General features: G+C 60.0%; 17 protein-coding genes and 1 pseudogene. 5 read left to right on the top strand and 13 right to left on the bottom strand.

All coding sequences use genetic code 11. From position 1 onward, the window contains the following. Positions 1-9: 9 nt before the first annotated feature. Positions 10-345 (bottom strand): ATP-dependent Clp protease adapter ClpS, encoded by a 336-nt coding sequence (gene clpS / locus GR183_RS04440; protein WP_160774396.1) that lies wholly within the window; start codon positions 343-345, stop codon positions 10-12. Positions 346-808: 463 nt separating this feature from the next. Beyond that, on the bottom strand, positions 809-1,141 hold the full coding sequence (locus GR183_RS04435; RefSeq protein ID WP_160774395.1) for a phasin family protein: 333 nt from the start codon (positions 1,139-1,141) through the stop codon (positions 809-811). Positions 1,142-1,689: 548 nt separating this feature from the next. On the opposite strand from GR183_RS04435, the gene GR183_RS04430 reads away from it, so the two are divergent. Beyond that, positions 1,690-3,255, top strand: a complete 1,566-nt coding sequence (locus GR183_RS04430; RefSeq protein ID WP_244313616.1) for a D-alanyl-D-alanine carboxypeptidase — start codon at positions 1,690-1,692, stop codon at positions 3,253-3,255. Positions 3,256-3,272: 17 nt separating this feature from the next. Here the strand turns inward: GR183_RS04430 and GR183_RS04425 are convergent, their stop codons facing one another. Both GR183_RS04425 and GR183_RS04420 read right to left on the bottom strand, forming a co-directional pair. After that, the gene (locus tag GR183_RS04425) at positions 3,273-3,992 is read right to left on the bottom strand and encodes a DnaJ domain-containing protein (protein ID WP_160774393.1); all 720 of its coding nucleotides are present in this window, start codon (positions 3,990-3,992) and stop codon (positions 3,273-3,275) included. Between the two features lie 112 nt (positions 3,993-4,104). After that, positions 4,105-4,830 (bottom strand): VWA domain-containing protein, encoded by a 726-nt coding sequence (locus tag GR183_RS04420; RefSeq protein WP_312846774.1) that lies wholly within the window; start codon positions 4,828-4,830, stop codon positions 4,105-4,107. A 196-nt stretch (positions 4,831-5,026) separates the two neighbouring features. On the opposite strand from GR183_RS04420, the gene panC reads away from it, so the two are divergent. Continuing rightward, complete coding sequence (gene panC, locus GR183_RS04415) at positions 5,027-5,869, top strand: pantoate--beta-alanine ligase (RefSeq protein WP_160774392.1); 843 nt, start codon at positions 5,027-5,029, stop codon at positions 5,867-5,869. Between the two features lie 15 nt (positions 5,870-5,884). Here panC and GR183_RS04410 read toward each other — a convergent pair whose 3' ends face one another. Next, positions 5,885-6,319 (bottom strand): DUF1489 family protein, encoded by a 435-nt coding sequence (locus GR183_RS04410; protein ID WP_160774830.1) that lies wholly within the window; start codon positions 6,317-6,319, stop codon positions 5,885-5,887. A 197-nt stretch (positions 6,320-6,516) separates the two neighbouring features. Here GR183_RS04410 and GR183_RS04405 point away from each other — a divergent pair, with 197 nt between their 5' ends. Beyond that, the gene (locus GR183_RS04405; RefSeq protein ID WP_160774391.1) at positions 6,517-7,407 is read left to right on the top strand and encodes an NAD-dependent epimerase/dehydratase family protein; all 891 of its coding nucleotides are present in this window, start codon (positions 6,517-6,519) and stop codon (positions 7,405-7,407) included. 4 nt (positions 7,408-7,411) lie between these two features. Here GR183_RS04405 and GR183_RS04400 read toward each other — a convergent pair whose 3' ends face one another. The 5 genes from GR183_RS04400 to GR183_RS22130 form a co-directional block, all read right to left on the bottom strand. Next, positions 7,412-9,367: an acetyl-CoA carboxylase biotin carboxylase subunit gene (locus GR183_RS04400; protein ID WP_160774390.1), complete on the bottom strand. Its 1,956-nt coding sequence runs from the start codon at positions 9,365-9,367 to the stop codon at positions 7,412-7,414. 13 nt (positions 9,368-9,380) lie between these two features. Continuing rightward, complete coding sequence (locus GR183_RS04395; RefSeq protein WP_376765747.1) at positions 9,381-10,988, bottom strand: carboxyl transferase domain-containing protein; 1,608 nt, start codon at positions 10,986-10,988, stop codon at positions 9,381-9,383. Between the two features lie 140 nt (positions 10,989-11,128). Then, complete coding sequence (locus tag GR183_RS04390) at positions 11,129-11,776, bottom strand: glutathione S-transferase family protein (RefSeq protein WP_160774388.1); 648 nt, start codon at positions 11,774-11,776, stop codon at positions 11,129-11,131. Between the two features lie 60 nt (positions 11,777-11,836). Then, on the bottom strand, positions 11,837-12,226 hold the full coding sequence (locus GR183_RS04385) for a rhodanese-like domain-containing protein (RefSeq protein WP_208999773.1): 390 nt from the start codon (positions 12,224-12,226) through the stop codon (positions 11,837-11,839). Positions 12,227-12,395: 169 nt separating this feature from the next. Then, the gene (locus GR183_RS22130) at positions 12,396-12,530 is read right to left on the bottom strand and encodes a hypothetical protein (protein ID WP_260513385.1); all 135 of its coding nucleotides are present in this window, start codon (positions 12,528-12,530) and stop codon (positions 12,396-12,398) included. A 295-nt stretch (positions 12,531-12,825) separates the two neighbouring features. Between GR183_RS22130 and GR183_RS21755 the strand changes: the two genes are divergently transcribed. After that, positions 12,826-13,587, top strand: a complete 762-nt coding sequence (locus tag GR183_RS21755) for a DUF599 domain-containing protein (protein ID WP_160774386.1) — start codon at positions 12,826-12,828, stop codon at positions 13,585-13,587. 44 nt (positions 13,588-13,631) lie between these two features. On the opposite strand, the pseudogene GR183_RS21915 reads toward GR183_RS21755, so the two are convergent. The 3 genes and pseudogenes from GR183_RS21915 to GR183_RS04365 all read right to left on the bottom strand — a co-directional run. Beyond that, positions 13,632-14,162: pseudogene (locus tag GR183_RS21915) on the bottom strand (adenylate/guanylate cyclase domain-containing protein); the annotation flags it as partial. 752 nt (positions 14,163-14,914) lie between these two features. Next, on the bottom strand, positions 14,915-15,709 hold the full coding sequence (locus GR183_RS04370) for a YdcF family protein (protein ID WP_160774384.1): 795 nt from the start codon (positions 15,707-15,709) through the stop codon (positions 14,915-14,917). 8 nt (positions 15,710-15,717) lie between these two features. Beyond that, on the bottom strand, positions 15,718-16,545 hold the full coding sequence (locus GR183_RS04365; protein WP_312846773.1) for an aldo/keto reductase: 828 nt from the start codon (positions 16,543-16,545) through the stop codon (positions 15,718-15,720). Between the two features lie 137 nt (positions 16,546-16,682). Between GR183_RS04365 and GR183_RS04360 the strand changes: the two genes are divergently transcribed. Beyond that, positions 16,683-17,054 (top strand): globin domain-containing protein, encoded by a 372-nt coding sequence (locus tag GR183_RS04360; protein WP_160774382.1) that lies wholly within the window; start codon positions 16,683-16,685, stop codon positions 17,052-17,054. The last annotated feature ends 85 nt before the right edge of the window (positions 17,055-17,139 follow it).

Below are 17,139 nucleotides of genomic sequence, written 5' to 3'. Positions count from 1 at the left end.
AGCGACCCCTTATTTCTTTTCCATCACGCACTGCAGCGGATGCTGGTGCTTGCGGGCGAAGTCCATCACCTGAGTTACCTTCGTCTCGGCTATCTCGTAGGTGAAGACCCCGCACTCTCCGACGCCATGATGGTGAACGTGAAGCATGATCTGTGTCGCTTCTTCCCTTCCCTTTTGAAAGAACCGCTCCAGCACATGGACCACGAACTCCATCGGCGTGTAATCATCGTTCAACAGCAGAACGCGATAAAGGCTCGGCCGTTTCGTCACGGTCTTGGTCTTGGGCGCAACGATCGTACCCGATCCCGTTCCTTTATCGTCGCCCTGATGCGATCCCTGCGTCATTTTTACTCTACTGGGCTTCATTGGCTCCGCTGCCGCGAATTTGGATGCGGTCGTGAAATGGACCATCACCAGGTTTGAGTCTACCAATCCCACGGTTCGGAAGAAAGGCGATATGGTTTGCAATTCGTGCAAATTCCGCTGGCGGACGACAAGTGACGTTACAGCATCACATAGTGCGAAGCCGCATCCGCAATCCCTGCCTGAGGCAAGGACCGCAAATGCTTCGCACCGCTGGCGACACCGGAATTCGCCTGGCTGCGAACCCGGATCATGAACTGACCCAGAACCTAATATGTATGTCGTCTCTCGCCGACCTCAATCCTGCCGGCAATGGTTAGTTCACGTAACAAGCCGATTTGAATAATCGAGCGCCGCGAGATCAGCGCGACGTCTAAAACGGCCGGAATCAAAAAGGCCCGGCGGATGCCGGGCCTAAAAACGCTTCGTGAAGAAGGCGTGAAACTTACTTCGCGACCTTGGAAAAGGCGCTCTCATAAGGCTTGTAGGCTTCGCGAGCCAGATCGCCAACCATTTCACCAAGCTTCGTGAGCTCCCCAACATAGCTCTCGTAGGCCGTCTTCACGAACTCGGACTGAACCTCGAAAGCCTTGTCGAGAGACTTGGCCGAGGTGAATTTCTCAACAGCCGAGGAGCCTTCCTCGAAAGACTTCTTCTGGTAGTCGGCGACTTCGGAAACGATCGCCTGCACACCCTTGGTCATGGAACCGAAGCTCTGCATCACGAGGTCCATATTGTCCTTGTTGAGCTTCTGGATATCGTCAAAATTGTTCAGCATTTCATATCTCCTTTGATGCCGGTCGAACGGCCCGCCTCGTCTGTGCCCTTGTGTATCGTTCCAGCGGCATCGAGGCCCACGCTGCACATTCCGCTATATATGCACTGCACAATTTTTTGTCAACGGATTTTTTGCATTGCAATATATCCACTCCACTCGCCTGCCGCGGACAGACGAGCCGGCGATACATTTCGTTACGGAAGAGAGATCAAAGCTCACCACGGCCTCACGGCGCTGTAGCGAAATTTGAACGCATTGCCCTATACAGCGCCCCGTGAATGCCGCTATTAACGATTGGCTAACCATAAAAACAAAGTTCTTCGGGCCCAGGTATTGCGTATTTCGCCCGGAATACAGCCAAAATCGCCTAAAAGCCGCCTGGCCCATTTACACAATGGTAACCGCGTTTCCAGCATGGTTTACGAATAGCGACCTGCTGCGATTTGCAACGCAGCGACGTCGCGCCGAGTTGAGAATGCGGTGTCGGGATGAGGCGCCGCGTTCGGCACGAATCGAAACCGCCAATCCCAGGACAGGGTACCATTGTGTTGAGTAAGAGTGCCAAACGTACGGGACGTTTCCTGAAGTCGCTCGTTCGTTGCGCGGCCGTCGCGGCCGTTGCCGTCGGACTGGGTATCGCGACCCCCCATAGCGCAAGTGCCAATTCCAAGTATTCCGGCATAGTCGTGGATACGAAGACCGGCAAGACGCTTTATTCCTACAAAGCGGATACGCCCCGCTATCCCGCGTCGCTGACCAAGATCATGACGCTCTACGTTCTGTTCGAGGAACTGGAAGCCGGACGTTTCGGCCTCAACAGCCAGCTGAAGATCACAAAGACATCCGCGGCCAAGCCACCGTCGAAGCTCGGTCTGAAGCCGGGTTCCAGCATCCGCGTCAAGGATGCCATCCTCGCGCTTGTCACGAAATCGGCGAACGACATTGCTGCGGCTATCGCCGAAAACGTTTCCGGCTCGGAAGCCGCCTTCGCCCGGCGCATGACGGCTACGGCACGCCGCATCGGCATGAAGGATACGACGTTCCGCAATGCCTCCGGCCTGCCGGATTCGCGCCAAAAGACGACCGCAAGAGATATGGCGATCCTCGGACGTGCCATCCAGGAACGTTTTCCCAAGTACTATGGCTATTTCGATACGCGTGTGTTCACCTACAACGGGCGCCGTTATGGCAATCACAACCGCCTTCTTGGAGCGGTACGCGGTGTCGACGGGATCAAGACGGGATACATCCGCGCTTCCGGCTTCAACCTCGTAACTTCGGTAAAACGCGACAATCGCGAAATCGTCGCGGTCGTCATGGGCGGGCGCACGGGTGCATCGCGCAATGCACAGATGAAGAAACTGATCGGCCAGTATCTTCCCAAGGCTTCGACCGGGCCTGACCGTTCGGACGTGCTGGTAGCGAGCGCGCAGCGCGGCCCCGCATTCCATGCGGCAAGCCTGGAAGACGCGCCGATCCCCGGTCTCAAGCCGGATCTCGATGGAGGGCCGCTTGTCACCGGAACGGTGCCGGTTCCAGCAAAAGCAACGGCAGTTGCCGCCTATGCGCCGGAACGTCGGACCGCAATCGCGCTGCCTGAAGCCAAGGCCGAGGTCTCGGCGAGAGACCGGATCATCAACTCGCCCCTGTTCGGTCATGGCAATGTGAAGCCGGCAAGGAAGGTCGCGCAGGTGAAGAAGGTCAAAACCTTCGCGATCGTTCCGGGCCGCCCCTTCCCCTCTCCTGCCAAAACCGCCGAGAGCGAGCAGGTCGAGGTCGCTTCCGCCGAACCTGTCGCGATGGGCGATGCCGATATCGACGAGGATGGTACCGTCACCGTCGCGTCTAACAATTCGGCCGATCCCGAGCCGGGCTGGCAAGTGCAGATCGCTGCTGCGGAAACCGAAGACCTCGCCATTTCCATGCTGAAGCGTGCCAAGGGCAAGGCGGGACGTGCGCTGCGCGGGATCGATCCCTATACGGAGCCGGTCGAATCGGCGGGAAGTACTCTTTATCGCGCAAGGTTCGTGGGCTTCACCTCGAAGTCCGAAGCATGGGGTGCGTGCAAGGCGCTCAAGCGCGCAAAATACGATTGCTACGCCATCTATGAGTAATGCGTAAAGGTGGGGGATCAATGTCTTCGCAAAAGCACGTCTTTAGCCTCGTTGAGCTTGGCGGCGAGAAAGGCGGTACCGCCGCTGTCGGGATGCAGCCGCTTCATAAGCCGGCGGTGGGCCGCCCGGATTTCCGCCTCGCCGGCGCCGTCCGCAAGCCCAAGAATCTCGTAGGCTTCCTCCTTGGACATGGCGCCAGAGCCAGGCGCGCCGCCTTGCCGGTTTGCGGTATCCGCCTGGAAGTCTTCACGCCAGCCGGCAAGCCGGCGGTCGAGATAAGCTTCGAGTAAGGCCAGGCTGTCGCTGTCTCCCCTCGCTTCTTCCCAAAGTTCCTTTAGCGATCCAGGGGCAAGCGCATCCAGCGTTTGCCCCTTGAACTTTCCCTCCAGCACCATCCCGTCCATATCGCCGCTGTCATGATCGAGCCGCATTTCGATAAAGCGAGAGCGCACCGCCGACGCTTGGCCCGCGGCAGCACCTTTTCCCGAGCGTCCACGGCCTGCGGGAGAAAATCCCGCAATCTTGCGCAGACCCAGCAGCGATAGCGCAAACCCGCCCACGGGAAGCGCGAGCACCCATCGCCCCGTCAACGCCAGTCCGGCAGCCGCAGCCAGCAGCAATATTCCGCCGGCGATCCTGATCTGATTTGCAAGCGACGCGGGATTGGCGTTCACGAAGGCGCGGCCAAAGACGAGCAGGATCAAAAGCAAAACGATCCCGAGGACCAGATACGCCATAATTCGTCAGATACCTCCACAAATCGGTTGCCGGCGGCATTTGCGCCTTCCAGAGCGCACATCCCGCCGGGCGTGATCATCCAATCGGCAAGAAATCGCTCCAGCGGCAATATTAACGCATATGCGGCAGGAGAAGACGTGCACCCGTATCACCCTTGCGATCCAGATCCTCAAGGGCCTTGAGCCCGCCGGACGCGTAAACGGCGGTCGCCTTCAGCAACTCGGCAAGCTCGCGAGCGGAGGCGCTGTCAAAGCTGAAATAGGCTCCGCGGGTAAGCCGCGCGATTTCACGGAAAGCGCGTTCCGCGTGAGCGTCCCGTCCTTCCTGGAAGATAAACGCCGGAACGCCCAAAAGGCCGAGTTCACCCGCCCTGGCGCAGAGGTCGTCGACATCTTCCTCCATGCAATCGCCGATGTAGACGAGCGCCTGAACCTTCTTGCGCCGGGTTTCGTCTATCGCGTGTCTCAGAACCTTCCGGATCTGGGTCTGCCCTCCCCGGCAATCGATGCGGGTCATGAGGTTTGCAAGTGCGTTTGCATTCGCCACCCATCTGGAGGCCGCACATTCCCCGAAGCCGCGAAAATAAACCAACTGCATTGTCAGGCCGCCCACGGTGCCGGCCGCATCGAACATCTCCGCCTGCAGGTTGCAGGCCCGGTCCCAGGTCGGCTGGCGGCTCATGGTGGCGTCCAGCGCTATTATCAGCCGCCCGAGACCTTCGGATGGCTTGATCCGTTTCGCTGCATCGAGAAATTCCGCGATATCCGCCTTGGATGAGCGTTCCCCTTGCGACGGCGCGCTTGCCTTTCTGTCGACGATATCGCGCTTGTCAGGCACCTCCGAACTCCCTGCCACGTAATTGGTCCTGCTTACAAATATGGCATCGCCAGCGGCAAAACCAATCCGCAATCCGCTCCGTTTGCCAAGGATGCACGCCAGTCTGCTATCTGCTAGATATATCGCATCGCAGCATGGGCCGTTCGACATTCGTCCGGCCCCAATAGAATAATAAGCAACGGGAAGGGAGCATCACATGGCCGCTCCAGACGTTTACAGGACGATCGGCGATCTCAGGGCAGCGCTCAAGCCGGCGCGCATGGCGGGGGAGCGTATTGCGATGGTGCCGACCATGGGCGCCTTGCATGATGGCCATCTTTCCCTTGTCGAGCGAGCGCGCGATGAAGCCGACCGTGTCGTCGTATCGATATTCGTCAATCCGACCCAGTTTGCTCCACATGAGGATTTCGATGCGTATCCGCGCAACGAGGACAGGGATCTCGAACAGCTGAAAGCTCTCAGCGTTGAGGCGGCATTCATCCCGTCGGTGCGCGAGATGTACCCGCATGGATTTGCGACGGGCGTGACGGTAGGCGGACCATCCGAGGGGCTGGAAAGCGCCTTTCGTCCGCACTTCTTCGACGGTGTCGCCCTCGTGGTTACAAAGCTTCTTCTGGCGGCAATGCCCGATGTCGCCATATTCGGCGAGAAGGACTATCAGCAGCTTTGCGTGGTCAGGCGCATGGTCCGCGACCTGAACGTTCCGACGGAAATCATCGGCGCGCCTACGGTGCGTGAATCGGACGGCCTCGCCATGTCATCTCGCAACGTCTATCTATCGCCCGATGAGCGTAAAACAGCGACAAGCCTGCCGGCCACGCTGCGGGAGGTGATCGAACGGCTTGAACGGGGCGACGATGCCCACGACGTTCTGTCGCAAGCAAGGCGTACACTCGAAGACGTAGGGTTCAAGGTCGATTATCTGGAACTGAGGGACGGCGAAACTCTGGGCCCGGTCACGGAAGATACCCAGTCCCGGCGCATCCTCGTTGCCGTATGGCTCGGCAGGACACGGCTGATCGACAACATGGCCGTGTAGTATCCTCGACACGCCTCAAATCAGGCAGAGTTCAGCCAGATCGCGGCGCATGTCTTCGGGAATATCGCCTGCTCCCGAGCCGGTGACAGCATCCTTTGGCGCATCGTCCGGCTTAAGGTAGCGCCATCCCTGGAATGGCCGCCGGGGCTGCATCCTGGTCGTCACGAGTTCCGGGTCCAGCACGAGGTGGCAGCGTTTTATGCCGCCTTCATCGGTGAACGGACGAATGTCCACGAGCCGTTGGCGCGCCTGCACATATCCCTTGATGACCCAATAGAGCGACCCGCCATCGATCAGGTCCTGTGCCTTGGTCGGCACCATGCGCGTCGTATGGATCTGTTCCGCCGGCATGCCCTTGGCGCGGCGCTCGGCCTGGCGCTGGTCGATCCAGGCTTGCAGATCTTCGACGGATTCCGCGCCTACACAAAGTTTTACCAGATGAAGGGTCATGCCCTCATATTTAGCAACCGGCGCACCATAAACAAATGCCCGGTGGCGCATGCCTATCGTTTTACACAGGGCACCCTTGCGGCGGGCGGATGTCGGCTTGAAGACGAGAAACACCGGCATTTGCTTGCGCGAATCGGCAATAGACGGATTCATTGGAGGAACAAGGGCGGTCCGGTCAAGTCCGGGAGACAGGACACATGGATATATTTCTGACAGGCGGGACGGGAACGATCGGCCAGCATGTGTTGAGGCGCCTGCAAAGAGCGGGGCACAGGATCACTGCGCTTGCCCGTTCGGACCGGGCCGAAATGATCCTTCGCGATCAAGGGGTCGATATCGTTCGCGGAGATCTGAATGCGCCGGATGCGTGGGTGGCTGACGCCGTTTACTGCGATACGCTCGTTCATGCCGGGGCCTCTTTCGACGAGACGATGGGCCCTTCGGAAAAGAAGCTGGTCGCCGCGCTCCGGCGAGCCACCATCGGACGCGAAATCCCGTTCAATGTCGTCTACACGGGCGGCATCTGGCTTTATCCCGATTCAGGAGGCAAGCCCCTGCCGGAGACCATACCTTTCCGGCCCCTTCCCGCATTCGCCTTCATGGCGGAGACGATTCGCTCCCTTCAGGCGATACAAACGCTGGGCGTTTCAGTTATTCACCCCGCACTCGTCTGTTCGCCGGTCGCAGGCCCGGTATCGGATATGCTGCGCATGGCCGAGGAAGGCCTTCCCTATTCCACGCGCGCGACCCCGGAAACCGTCTGGCCGCTTGTGGACGCGGACGACCTTGCCGACCTTTACCTTCGCGCGGTCGAAGAGCACCGATACAGGATCATGGTGGTGGGCTGCGGCGTGGAAGGCGTCAAGGTCGGGGAGCTTGCCGATACGGTCAGCCGGTCAGGCGGGCTAACCCTCGAGCTGGCGCATGAGGAGCCGGAGGCCGGTGCCAATCCGCAGACCGATTGGCAAGCCGGCTATGCGCTGTCACAGAGCTTCGGCTTCGAGCGTGCGAAACGCCTGCTCGGCTGGCGCCCACGGTTGACGCGCACGGACGCGCTGGTGGGCAAGCTTACGCCGATTGCCGCCTGACGGATCAATCCGCCTTTTCGGCGGTTTCCTCGTCGTTCAATACGATTACGGCCGCACCCTGATCGACCTGGTCGCCCTCATTGACGGGCACGTCTTCGATCACGCCGTCGCGCGGCGCGGTAATGGCATGCTCCATCTTCATCGCTTCCACGACCGCAAGCCTGTCACCCTTGGCGACATGGTCGCCCGTTTTCACGTGGATTGCGATGACCTTGCCGTGCATCGGCGCCTTGACGCTTGCGGTCCCATGTTCAGGTTCGACGTCGCGGGCAAGCGCATCGACCTTCGCGACCCTCACGGCACGCCCGCCTTCGAACGCCCAGACCACGGCGCCGCGGCGCGCGACTTCGCCAGCCCTGTCCAACACCTCGATACCGTTTTCGCTGACGATCCTGCCGCCCTCCCAGGCGATATCGATATCGCGCGTTTCGCTGCCCACATCTATCTTGAGTTTGAGGCGGCGAGCATCCGACAGCTGAAATGCGTCTTCAACGGACCAGGGATCCCGCCAGCCTTCCTCCTGCTCAACCGGCGGCTTGTTTCCGCCGATCAATTCCGCAACGGCCGCGGCGATTGCCGCTTCCGAAACCGCACCTTCCGTCAGCATGGCAATCCGCCGATCGATCAGCCCGGTATCGAAACCGCCTTCGCGAACCTCCGGAAGGTCGATCAACGATGCCAGAAATGCAAGATTGCTCTTCGGCCCGGCGACCCTGGCGGCCTTGAGATAGGCGGAAAGGCGCTCCAAGGCATCATCACGGGTTTCGCCATGCACGATGATCTTGGCGATCATCGGATCGTAGAAGGGAGAGACTTCCGCTCCCTCGACGACACCGGTATCGATCCGAACTTCCGCCAATTCCGGAAGATCCAGCACTTCAAGCCTGCCCGTCGATGGCAGGAAGCCGTTATCGGGGTCTTCCGCATACAGGCGAACCTCGACGGCGTGCCCGTTGAGCGATAGCTGATCCTGTGCGAATGGCAGTGGCTCGCCGGAGGCCACGCGGAACTGCCATTCCACAAGGTCCTGGCCCGTGACGAGTTCGGTAACCGGATGCTCCACCTGAAGGCGCGTGTTCATCTCCATGAACCAGAAGCCATCGGGGCGGAGCGGGCCGGTTCCATCGACAATGAATTCCACCGTACCGGCGCCGCTGTAGCCGACGGCCTTTGCCGCCGCCACGGCTGCCTGGCCCATCGCAGTGCGCACGTCCTCGGTCATGCCCGGCGCGGGCGCCTCCTCGATCACTTTCTGGTGGCGGCGCTGAGCGGAGCAATCACGCTCGAACAGATGCACGGCGTTGCCGTGGTTGTCTCCGAAAACCTGAATTTCGATGTGTCTCGGGTTGAGGACGAACTTTTCGATCAGCACGCGCGGATCGCCGAACGCGCTTTGCGCCTCGCGTTGCGCGGACTTGAGCGCATCCTCGAAATCGATCGCCTTTTCCACCCGGCGCATGCCCTTGCCGCCGCCGCCGGCAACCGCCTTGATCAGCACCGGATAGCCGATTTCATAGGCCTTGCGCTTCAGGAAATCGGCATCCTGCATGTCCCCGTAGTATCCGGGAACCACGGGAACGCCGGCCTTTTCCATCAAGGCTTTCGCACCGTCTTTCAGGCCCATCGCCTTGATGGCGGCAGCGGACGGGCCGACAAAAGCCATGCCAGCCTTCTGGCAAGCCTCGGCGAACGCCGCATTTTCGGAAAGGAAGCCGTACCCCGGATGGATCGCTTCCGCACCCGTCCTCTTCGCGGCTTCGATGATCCGGTCGGCGACAAGATAGGATTCCGCACTTGGCGCGGGGCCGATCGCCACGGCCTCGTCGGCAAGCTTCACATGCAGCGCGTTGCGATCGGCATCCGAGTAGACGGCAATCGTCCTGATGCCGAGGCGCCTGGCAGTCTTGATGATGCGGCAGGCAATCTCGCCCCGGTTGGCAATGAGCACGGATTTCAGCATGGGCCGGAATTCCTCACATGCGGAACACGCCGAAGCGCGTATCCGGGATCGGGGCGTTGAGCGTGGCGGAGAAGGCAAGGCCAAGCACCCGGCGCGTCTCCTGCGGCAGGATGATACCGTCATCCCACAGCCTTGCGCTCGCGTAATAGGGGTGGCCTTCCTGCTCGTATTTCTCACGAATGGGGGCCTTGAAGGCGTCTTCTTCTTCCTCGCTCCAGGAACCGCCGTCAGCCTCGATGTTGTCGCGCCGCACCGTCGCCAGCACGCTTGCCGCCTGTTCGCCGCCCATAACGGAGATGCGGGCATTCGGCCACATGAACAGGAAGCGCGGCTGATAGGCCCGCCCGCACATGCCGTAGTTGCCCGCGCCATACGAACCGCCGACGATCACCGTGATCTTCGGCACGCGCGCGCAGGCAACGGCCGTGACGAGCTTCGCACCGTCCTTGGCGATACCGCCCGCCTCATACTCCCGGCCGACCATGAAGCCAGTGATGTTCTGGAGGAAAAGCAGAGGTATTTTACGCTGGCAGCAAAGCTCCACGAAATGCGCTCCCTTCAGCGCGCTTTCGGAAAACAGGATGCCGTTGTTGGCGATGATACCTACCGGAATGCCGTGAATTCGGGCGAAGCCCGTCACCAGCGTCTTGCCGTAATTCGCCTTGAACTCGTCTAGTTCCGAACCGTCGACGATGCGCGCGATGACCTCGCGAATATCATACTGCTTCTTGAGATCGACCGGGACGACCCGGTCGAGATCCGCCGGATCGACGACCGGATCGCGCGGCGTGGCGAAGTGGATCTGCGGGCGTTTCTCGCTGTTCAGGTTGGCGACTATGCGTCTTGCCCGAGCCAGCGCCTGGTCGTCGTCGATGGCATAGTGATCGGCCACGCCGGACGTTCTTGTGTGAACCTCGGCGCCACCCAGGTCCTCGGCGGAAACGACTTCGCCGGTCGCCGCCTTCACCAGCGGCGGGCCGGCAAGGAAAATCGTGCCCTGCTGGCGCACGATGATCGTTTCATCCGACATTGCCGGCACATAGGCCCCGCCGGCCGTGCATGAGCCCATCACCACGGCGATCTGCGGTATCCCCATTGCCGACATATTGGCCTGATTGTAGAAGATGCGTCCGAAATGCTCGCGGTCGGGAAAGACCTCCGTCTGGTTCGGCAGGTTCGCCCCGCCGGAATCGACCAGATAGATGCAGGGAAGCCTGTTTTCCATGGCCACTTCCTGCGCCCTCAGGTGCTTTTTCACCGTCATCGGGTAGTAGGTGCCGCCTTTGATGGTGGCGTCGTTGCACACGATCATGCACTCACGGCCCGATACCCGGCCGATGCCGGTGATCAGACCGGCTCCGTGGATCGCGTCATCGTACATTCCATGGGCGGCGAGAGGTGAAAGCTCAAGAAACGGACTGCCGGGATCGATCAGCCGCGCGACACGCTCGCGCGGCAGGAGCTTGCCGCGTTTGACATGGCGTTCGCGCGCGCGATCCGGCCCCCCTTTGGCAATCTCGCTGCGGCGGGCCGCCAGATCCTTCGCCAGTTCCGCCCAGGCCGCCCTGTTTTCCTCGGTCTCCGGCGTATGGGCCGAGAGACTGCTTTGCAATGACGTCACGTTGCTCTTCCTCCCCGGTCGACACATTCAACTAGCCGAAGCGAACCGTTTGACGGCGAAACTGACGAACGTTTACGTTTTAGTCAATAGAGTACATTTTTCCCATAAATTTCATAATACTATGAAATTAATCAGGTAAATTATTCCACTTCGTCCGCAACGACGACCCAAGGCTCTTTCAAGGCTTCCTCACACCACTGCCGCATGAAAGGATAATCCATCACGGCTTCGGCGTAGGCCTTTTCGGAACCGGAGAGCGGCAGCCGATAAGTCAGGAAACGCGTGACGACCGGCGCGTAAAAGCAATCTGCGGCGGAAAACTCACCGAAGAGATACGCCCCGGCGCCTCCATATTTCGTTCGGCAATCGCGCCAGATTTCCCGCACTCGCGCCACGTCCTTCGCTGCGTCAAACGGCTTGGCGCGCGCAGCGGGCTCGCGCCTGAGGTTCATGGGATAGCCGCTTCTCAAGTCGGGAAAGCCCGAGTGCATTTCGGCGACGATTGCGCGGGCATGCGCCCGTGCCGCCCGATCTTGCGGCCAAATCCCCCTTCCGGGATATTTCTCCGCCAGATATTCGATGATCGCGAGCGAATCCCAAACCGCCACATCGCCATCGACTAGCGTGGGCACGCGACCGGCCGGAGAAAACCTGGTGACTTCCGCCTTGAACTCCGGCGTATCGAGAAGGATCAGGACCTCCTCGAATTCCGCCCCTGCCAGTTTTACGGCAAGCCAGGCCCTGAGCGACCAGGAGGAATAATTCTTGTTACCGATAGCAAGCCGCATTTGGCCCTCCGACGATCGATGGGGAGCGTGCCGACGCGTTTTCGCGCGCCGCCTAAGCGCCTATTTTTCTTTCTTTTCGACGGGAAATCCCGCTTCGGACCAGGCGCCGAAGCCGCCGTCGATATGCGCGACCCTTTCAAGCCCCATGTCCTGCAGCGTCTTGGTGGCAAGCGCGGAGCGCCACCCGGCCGCGCAATAGAGCACGAATGTCTTGTCTTGCGAGAAGATCGGCTTGTGATAGGGGCTTTCCGGATCGACCCAGAATTCCAGCATGCCGCGCGGAGCGTGAATTGCACCGGGTATGGCGCCTTGAGCCTTCAATTCGCGCACGTCGCGAATATCCACAAAGACGATATTTTCAGCCTCATGCAGCTTGTGCGCCTCCGCCACGCTCAGCGTCTTCACCTCCGCCATGGCCTCGTCGATCAACGCCCGATAGCCCTTCTTCATTTTCGCCGGCATTCCCGATCTCCCTCGATCTACAATTACCGGCAGTGTCGGCAGCGAAGAGCTCGATTGCAAGGCGGATTAGCGTGATTGCAAAGGGAGTGATTAAACGAAAACGGGCGCGGTTTCCCGCGCCCGTGTTTTCAATTGTCAGCTCATTATCGGAAGCCGGTTATTGCACAGCAACCGATGCGGTCTGCGCAATGTCTGCGCCACCGAACAGAAAGACGAGCGATAACGCACCTCCAAGGGCCAGCACGGTCCACACCGCGACACCCCAGCAGGATTTCTGCACGTTTTCGTCCATGAAAACCCTTCATAAACCAAGGATCATTTCGGGATCCGAACCATGGATGGCGCCCCAGCCTCTTACGCTTTTGCCATCCCGTCGTGGCGCGGAGAATTAAGGTCTCGTTAAAAATTTCGCAAGTGCAAAAATTGCAGGGCTTACGCCCGCGCAATGCATAACGCAGGCAAATCCCGGCGAATTGTCCGGATCGTGCACCGCTTTGTTTTACGCAGGCTTTTCGACATCGCCCTTGCCGGTGCGGGGCGCGCTCGTGCAAAGTCCCGCAAACGCCGTCCACGACCGGAATGTAACAATGGATGTTTTGTCGACAATGGACTTTGCCGCGCTTGCCTGGTTCGTTCTGGCCTGGCTCGGGTTCAACGTAGCGGTGGAATATTCTCCATTGAAAACGCTGACGTTATCCAACGCGATGGACGATCACCGACGCCGCTGGATGGCGACCATGAGCGCACGTGATGTGCGAATCATGGATGTGGGCATCCTGAACGGCCTGCAACAGGGAACCGGCTTCTTCGCGTCGACATCGCTATTGGCAATTGGCGGCTGTTTCGCGCTCCTGAATTCCACGGAGCGTATCTTGCAGATCGCCACTCACCTCGGTCTGTCCGCCTCGAATGCGCCCGTGCTCTGGGAAATCAAGGTGCTCGGCCTTACCCTGATTTTCGCCTACGCCTTTTTCAAATTCGGCTGGGCCTACCGCCTCTTCAACTATACGACGATCCTCGTCGGCGCGACGCCTGACGTAACGCGCGACGAACCTGAATTGCCGCGCCTCTTTGCAGCGGAAGCGGGCGACCTGATGGTCCAGGCCGGCGTGCATTTCAACCGCGGGCAGCGCGCCTTCTTCTTCTCGATCGGTTATCTCGGCTGGTTTGTCGATCCGCGTATTTTCCTTGCGACGACACTAGCGGTTCTGATCGTCCTGTGCCGGCGTCAGTTCTTCTCAAGGGCGCGGTCTGTTGCAACTTCGGCGCACCAGTTGCCGTCCTCGCCCAGCATGCGCGCGGTCGGCTCGAAAATAGAAACCGGCTCGTCAAACCCTTTCACGGGATAGCGGCCGCCATAACCGGCGTGACATCCCATCATGTCGGCAATCGTCTGCGACACCAGTATGTCGTGCTCGAGATCCCGCGACAGGCCTGCAATGCGCGAGGCAAGGTTGACCGTCGGCCCGATGACCGTGAAGTCGAGCCGCGTTTCCGCCCCGACGTTTCCGAAGAACACATCGCCCGCATGCAGGCCGATACCAACCCTGATGCGAGGCGATTCATCGCAGCAGTCGCGGTTGATGCGGGCGATTTTCTCCACCGCCTCGCCCGCTGCCATCAGCGCCTGACGCGCCGCTTCCCGGGCAGTCGTCTCGCAGCTGTAGGGAAAGACCGCCATCACCTCATCGCCGATGAATTTCAGCACCTCTCCGCCATGGGCCTCCACCGCCGAAGTGATGGCGCCGAAATAGTTATTGAGCAGGATGACAAGGTCTTCCGCCGGCAAGGTGTTGGAGAGGCGGGTGAAGCCGCGCAGATCCGCGAACCCGACAACCGCCGAAATCGTTTCGCCTTCCCCGCGCTTGATCGTGCCCTCCAGGACCCGGCGTCCGGCGCGCTTGCCGACGTAGGTCTCCAGCATCGTGCGCGACGAACGCTTGAGCGTCTGGAGCTCGCAAATCAGCCCAAGCGGGCGCACGACGGTTTCAAGCACCGCAATATGCGCCTTGGTGAAGCCCGCCGGATCTTTTGTCGCAGCGGTGAGCATCTTCGTCGAACCGTCGGAAAACGGCATCGGCACTGCCGCATAGTCTGTGTACCCGCCTGCGCGCAGGTCCGAGAGAATCGCAAACTCATCGGCCGCCGGCGTCTTGCCTATCGACCGGTGCACCGTTTTATTGTTCAGGAAGACCTGCTTCAGGGGGCTTTCGTCATAAAGGCGCTCCAAATCGGGAGATGCCTTGTAACGGCGAAGTTCCGTTTCGCCATCGGAAGTCCAAAGCGCACTTTCCGCCCGCACGATCGGATGCAAAACGCTGATGTTCGTCGAAACCCTGTCGACCGGAACGCCGGCGTCACGCAGCCGCGTCGCGAGCTGACCGATCAGCCGCACCGGATTTTCGATGTGAATGGCACCGTCATGCAGCCATTCCACAACATCGGCAACAATCAGCGACGCATTGATCGTCATGGCGTATCCCCGCACATTCCTGCAAGCTCGAAAACGATTTCAATTATCCGGCGAACCTTAAATAGGGAGCTTCCCTGTCCGGCGAAAGGTTGCACTGCAGCAATTAAACTAACACTAGCGTGAACAATCCGTTCAGGCACAGTGCGCCGAATTTCAGAGCGGCCGTAAAAAATTATGCCTTCCTGACGATGCGTCAGAAAATTTCATGGCCCAGGAAAGAAAGCGGAGCTTCGTCCGGTCAAGGCATAGGCCGCAAGGCCGAGCCATTCCCGCACGGCCTGGTCAAGCCGCGTCAGCCCCATCGAGGCGGAGCGGAACCAGCGCGACCGGTCATCGGTTCCGCTGGTCTCCCAGTCGACAGGGTAGGCAACGATGTCCACCCAACCTGCCTGACGGAATGCGCCGATGGCCCGTGGCATGTGCGCCGCGGAGGTTATCAGCAACCATGTCTGACCGTGCTGCGGTTTGGCGACATCGATCGCATTTCCCGCATTCTGCCAGGTGTTCAGGGAACGGCCTTCGACCGTAATGCGAGATGCCGGTACACCCAGTTCGACAAGAATATCGCGAGCCAGGGCGGATTCGCTTTGATCTTCCGTTCGACCGCCAGTACCGCCGGACAACAGGATGCGGGCCGTGGGGTATTGGTTTGCCAGCCGCGGCACGACCATCAGGCGCTCCGCCGGGCGCTCTATGCCGGGGTATGGCCTTGCCGCACTTGCCAGCGTATCGATCGCCCCGCCCAGGACGACGATCCCGTCCACGCGTTCCGGCATGGGGTCCGGTGCGGCGAACCGCTGTTCCAGCGGCAATATCAGCCAATTTGCAAGGGGCGAAAAACCGCCGACCAGGAAGCCGGTGGCGGACAGTACGATCAACACCCGGCCCACACGGCGAAGCCGGAGAAGGCTGAATCCAAGCCCAGCCAGCAGCACTACGACAAGCAGATTGGAAGGCCGCAGAAGAAAAAAAGCGGCTTTCGATACAATAGCGAACATGGCGTGGCCTATTCGCTATCCCATTTCGGCGCCCAGTCCATGTTGACCGTGCGCCCGGAAGCGGAGCCCAGCGCGAATAGGGCATCCATTTCATCAGGCATCAGCTCGAACGTGAGCGCTCCGGCATTCTCTCTCAACCGTTCGCGCCGAGCCGTTTTCGGAACCGCAATCACCCGTTCCTGCTGGATCAGCCACCTGAGCGCCACTTGCGCTTCCGTCTTGCCATGCTTTTTCGCGATATCCCTGATCACCGGCACATCCGACACCCGCCCACGGGCGATCGGTGCATAGGCGGTAATCGCCATATCCAATTCTTCCGCAGCCTCCAGCACGCGCTTTTGCGATAGCAGCGGATGATACTCGACCTGATTGGCGACCAGGGCTCCGCCGGCGTAACCTTGCGCTTCGCGCATCATGCCGGAGGTGAAATTCGAAACGCCGATCGCCTTCACCCAGCCGCGAGCTTTCAGTTCCAGCAGCCCTTCGATCGATTCTTTCAAAGGAATTCGCGGGTTAGGCCAATGGATCAAAATGAGATCGGCATAGTCCAGACCAAGCCGGTCCAGGCTATCCTCGCAAGACCGGATCATGTCTTCAGGGGCGATCTTGTCGTACCAGACTTTCGTGGTCAGGAACACATCGTCGCGGGGCACGCCGCTTGACCGGATGCCTTTCCCCACCTCCGCTTCATTGGCGTACATCGCTGCCGTGTCGATATGGCGCCAGCCATCCTCGAGCGCGGCAAGCACCATGTCGCGGCATTCCTTGTCCGCCAACCGCCATGTACCCAGGCCAAGCTTGGGAATGACGGTATCCTTGATCGTAACGCTTTCCACGAAAATCACCTCTCCTGCAGGCTCAATCATGTCCGAAAAAGTGGCACGGGATCATGACAATGGTGACCGGCATCACAGACGCTGTTCCTGCCGCCGATTAATGCTCGTGCCGTCTTCAACGCAACGGAGGGAGCGGTATGACACTCTACCTCAGGCTCGGCGGCCGGCCGGCACTCGAGCGCGCCGTCGGCGAGGTAATGGCGCGGCTCGTGAAAGATCCCCTCTTCATGTCGCGCAACCAGGTTCGCCTTCGTATTTGTCCCCGCGACGCCCTGATCGATTTCCTGACCTATCTCACAGGCGGTTCGCCCACATTCGACGGCGCACCGCTTGGCTACGTTCATGATGGACTATTCATCAGCGAGCAGCAGTACGGTCGTTTCGCTCAACACCTCGTATCGGTACTCGGGCGCGACGGCGCAGACCCGCGCGCGGCGACGGAATTTCGATATATCCTTGATCGGGTCCGGCCGTATCTGTTTGCCGAACGGGCGAAACTGGAGGCATAGGCGGCGCCCTGCACGTTCCGCCCGGAACAAAACCGGGCGGAATCGCAATCCCGCCCGATCTTCAGTTCTCTTCGAACCGCCGTCC

Source organism: Stappia sediminis (assembly GCF_009826895.1).
Classification (GTDB): Bacteria; Pseudomonadota; Alphaproteobacteria; order Rhizobiales; family Stappiaceae; genus Hongsoonwoonella; species Hongsoonwoonella sediminis.
Note: the sequence above shows the minus strand (reverse complement) of the source record. Positions and strands in the feature narration are given on the sequence as shown.

Excerpts from the sequence above, each read along its gene's own strand:
- clpS (WP_160774396.1), bottom strand. The coding sequence starts at position 345 with ATGACGCAGGGATCGCATCAGGGCGACGATAAAGGAACGGGATCGGGT.
- GR183_RS04410 (WP_160774830.1), bottom strand. The coding sequence starts at position 6,319 with ATGACCCTTCATCTGGTAAAACTTTGTGTAGGCGCGGAATCCGTCGAA.
- panC (WP_160774392.1), top strand. The coding sequence starts at position 5,027 with ATGGCCGCTCCAGACGTTTACAGGACGATCGGCGATCTCAGGGCAGCG.
- GR183_RS04390 (WP_160774388.1), bottom strand. The coding sequence starts at position 11,776 with ATGCGGCTTGCTATCGGTAACAAGAATTATTCCTCCTGGTCGCTCAGG.
- GR183_RS04435 (WP_160774395.1), bottom strand. The coding sequence starts at position 1,141 with ATGCTGAACAATTTTGACGATATCCAGAAGCTCAACAAGGACAATATG.
- GR183_RS22130 (WP_260513385.1), bottom strand. The coding sequence starts at position 12,530 with ATGGACGAAAACGTGCAGAAATCCTGCTGGGGTGTCGCGGTGTGGACC.
- GR183_RS04405 (WP_160774391.1), top strand. The coding sequence starts at position 6,517 with ATGGATATATTTCTGACAGGCGGGACGGGAACGATCGGCCAGCATGTG.
- GR183_RS04385 (WP_208999773.1), bottom strand. The coding sequence starts at position 12,226 with ATGAAGAAGGGCTATCGGGCGTTGATCGACGAGGCCATGGCGGAGGTG.
- GR183_RS04425 (WP_160774393.1), bottom strand. The coding sequence starts at position 3,992 with ATGGCGTATCTGGTCCTCGGGATCGTTTTGCTTTTGATCCTGCTCGTC.
- GR183_RS04400 (WP_160774390.1), bottom strand. The coding sequence starts at position 9,367 with ATGCTGAAATCCGTGCTCATTGCCAACCGGGGCGAGATTGCCTGCCGC.
- GR183_RS04370 (WP_160774384.1), bottom strand. The coding sequence starts at position 15,709 with ATGTTCGCTATTGTATCGAAAGCCGCTTTTTTTCTTCTGCGGCCTTCC.
- GR183_RS21755 (WP_160774386.1), top strand. The coding sequence starts at position 12,826 with ATGGATGTTTTGTCGACAATGGACTTTGCCGCGCTTGCCTGGTTCGTT.
- GR183_RS04360 (WP_160774382.1), top strand. The coding sequence starts at position 16,683 with ATGACACTCTACCTCAGGCTCGGCGGCCGGCCGGCACTCGAGCGCGCC.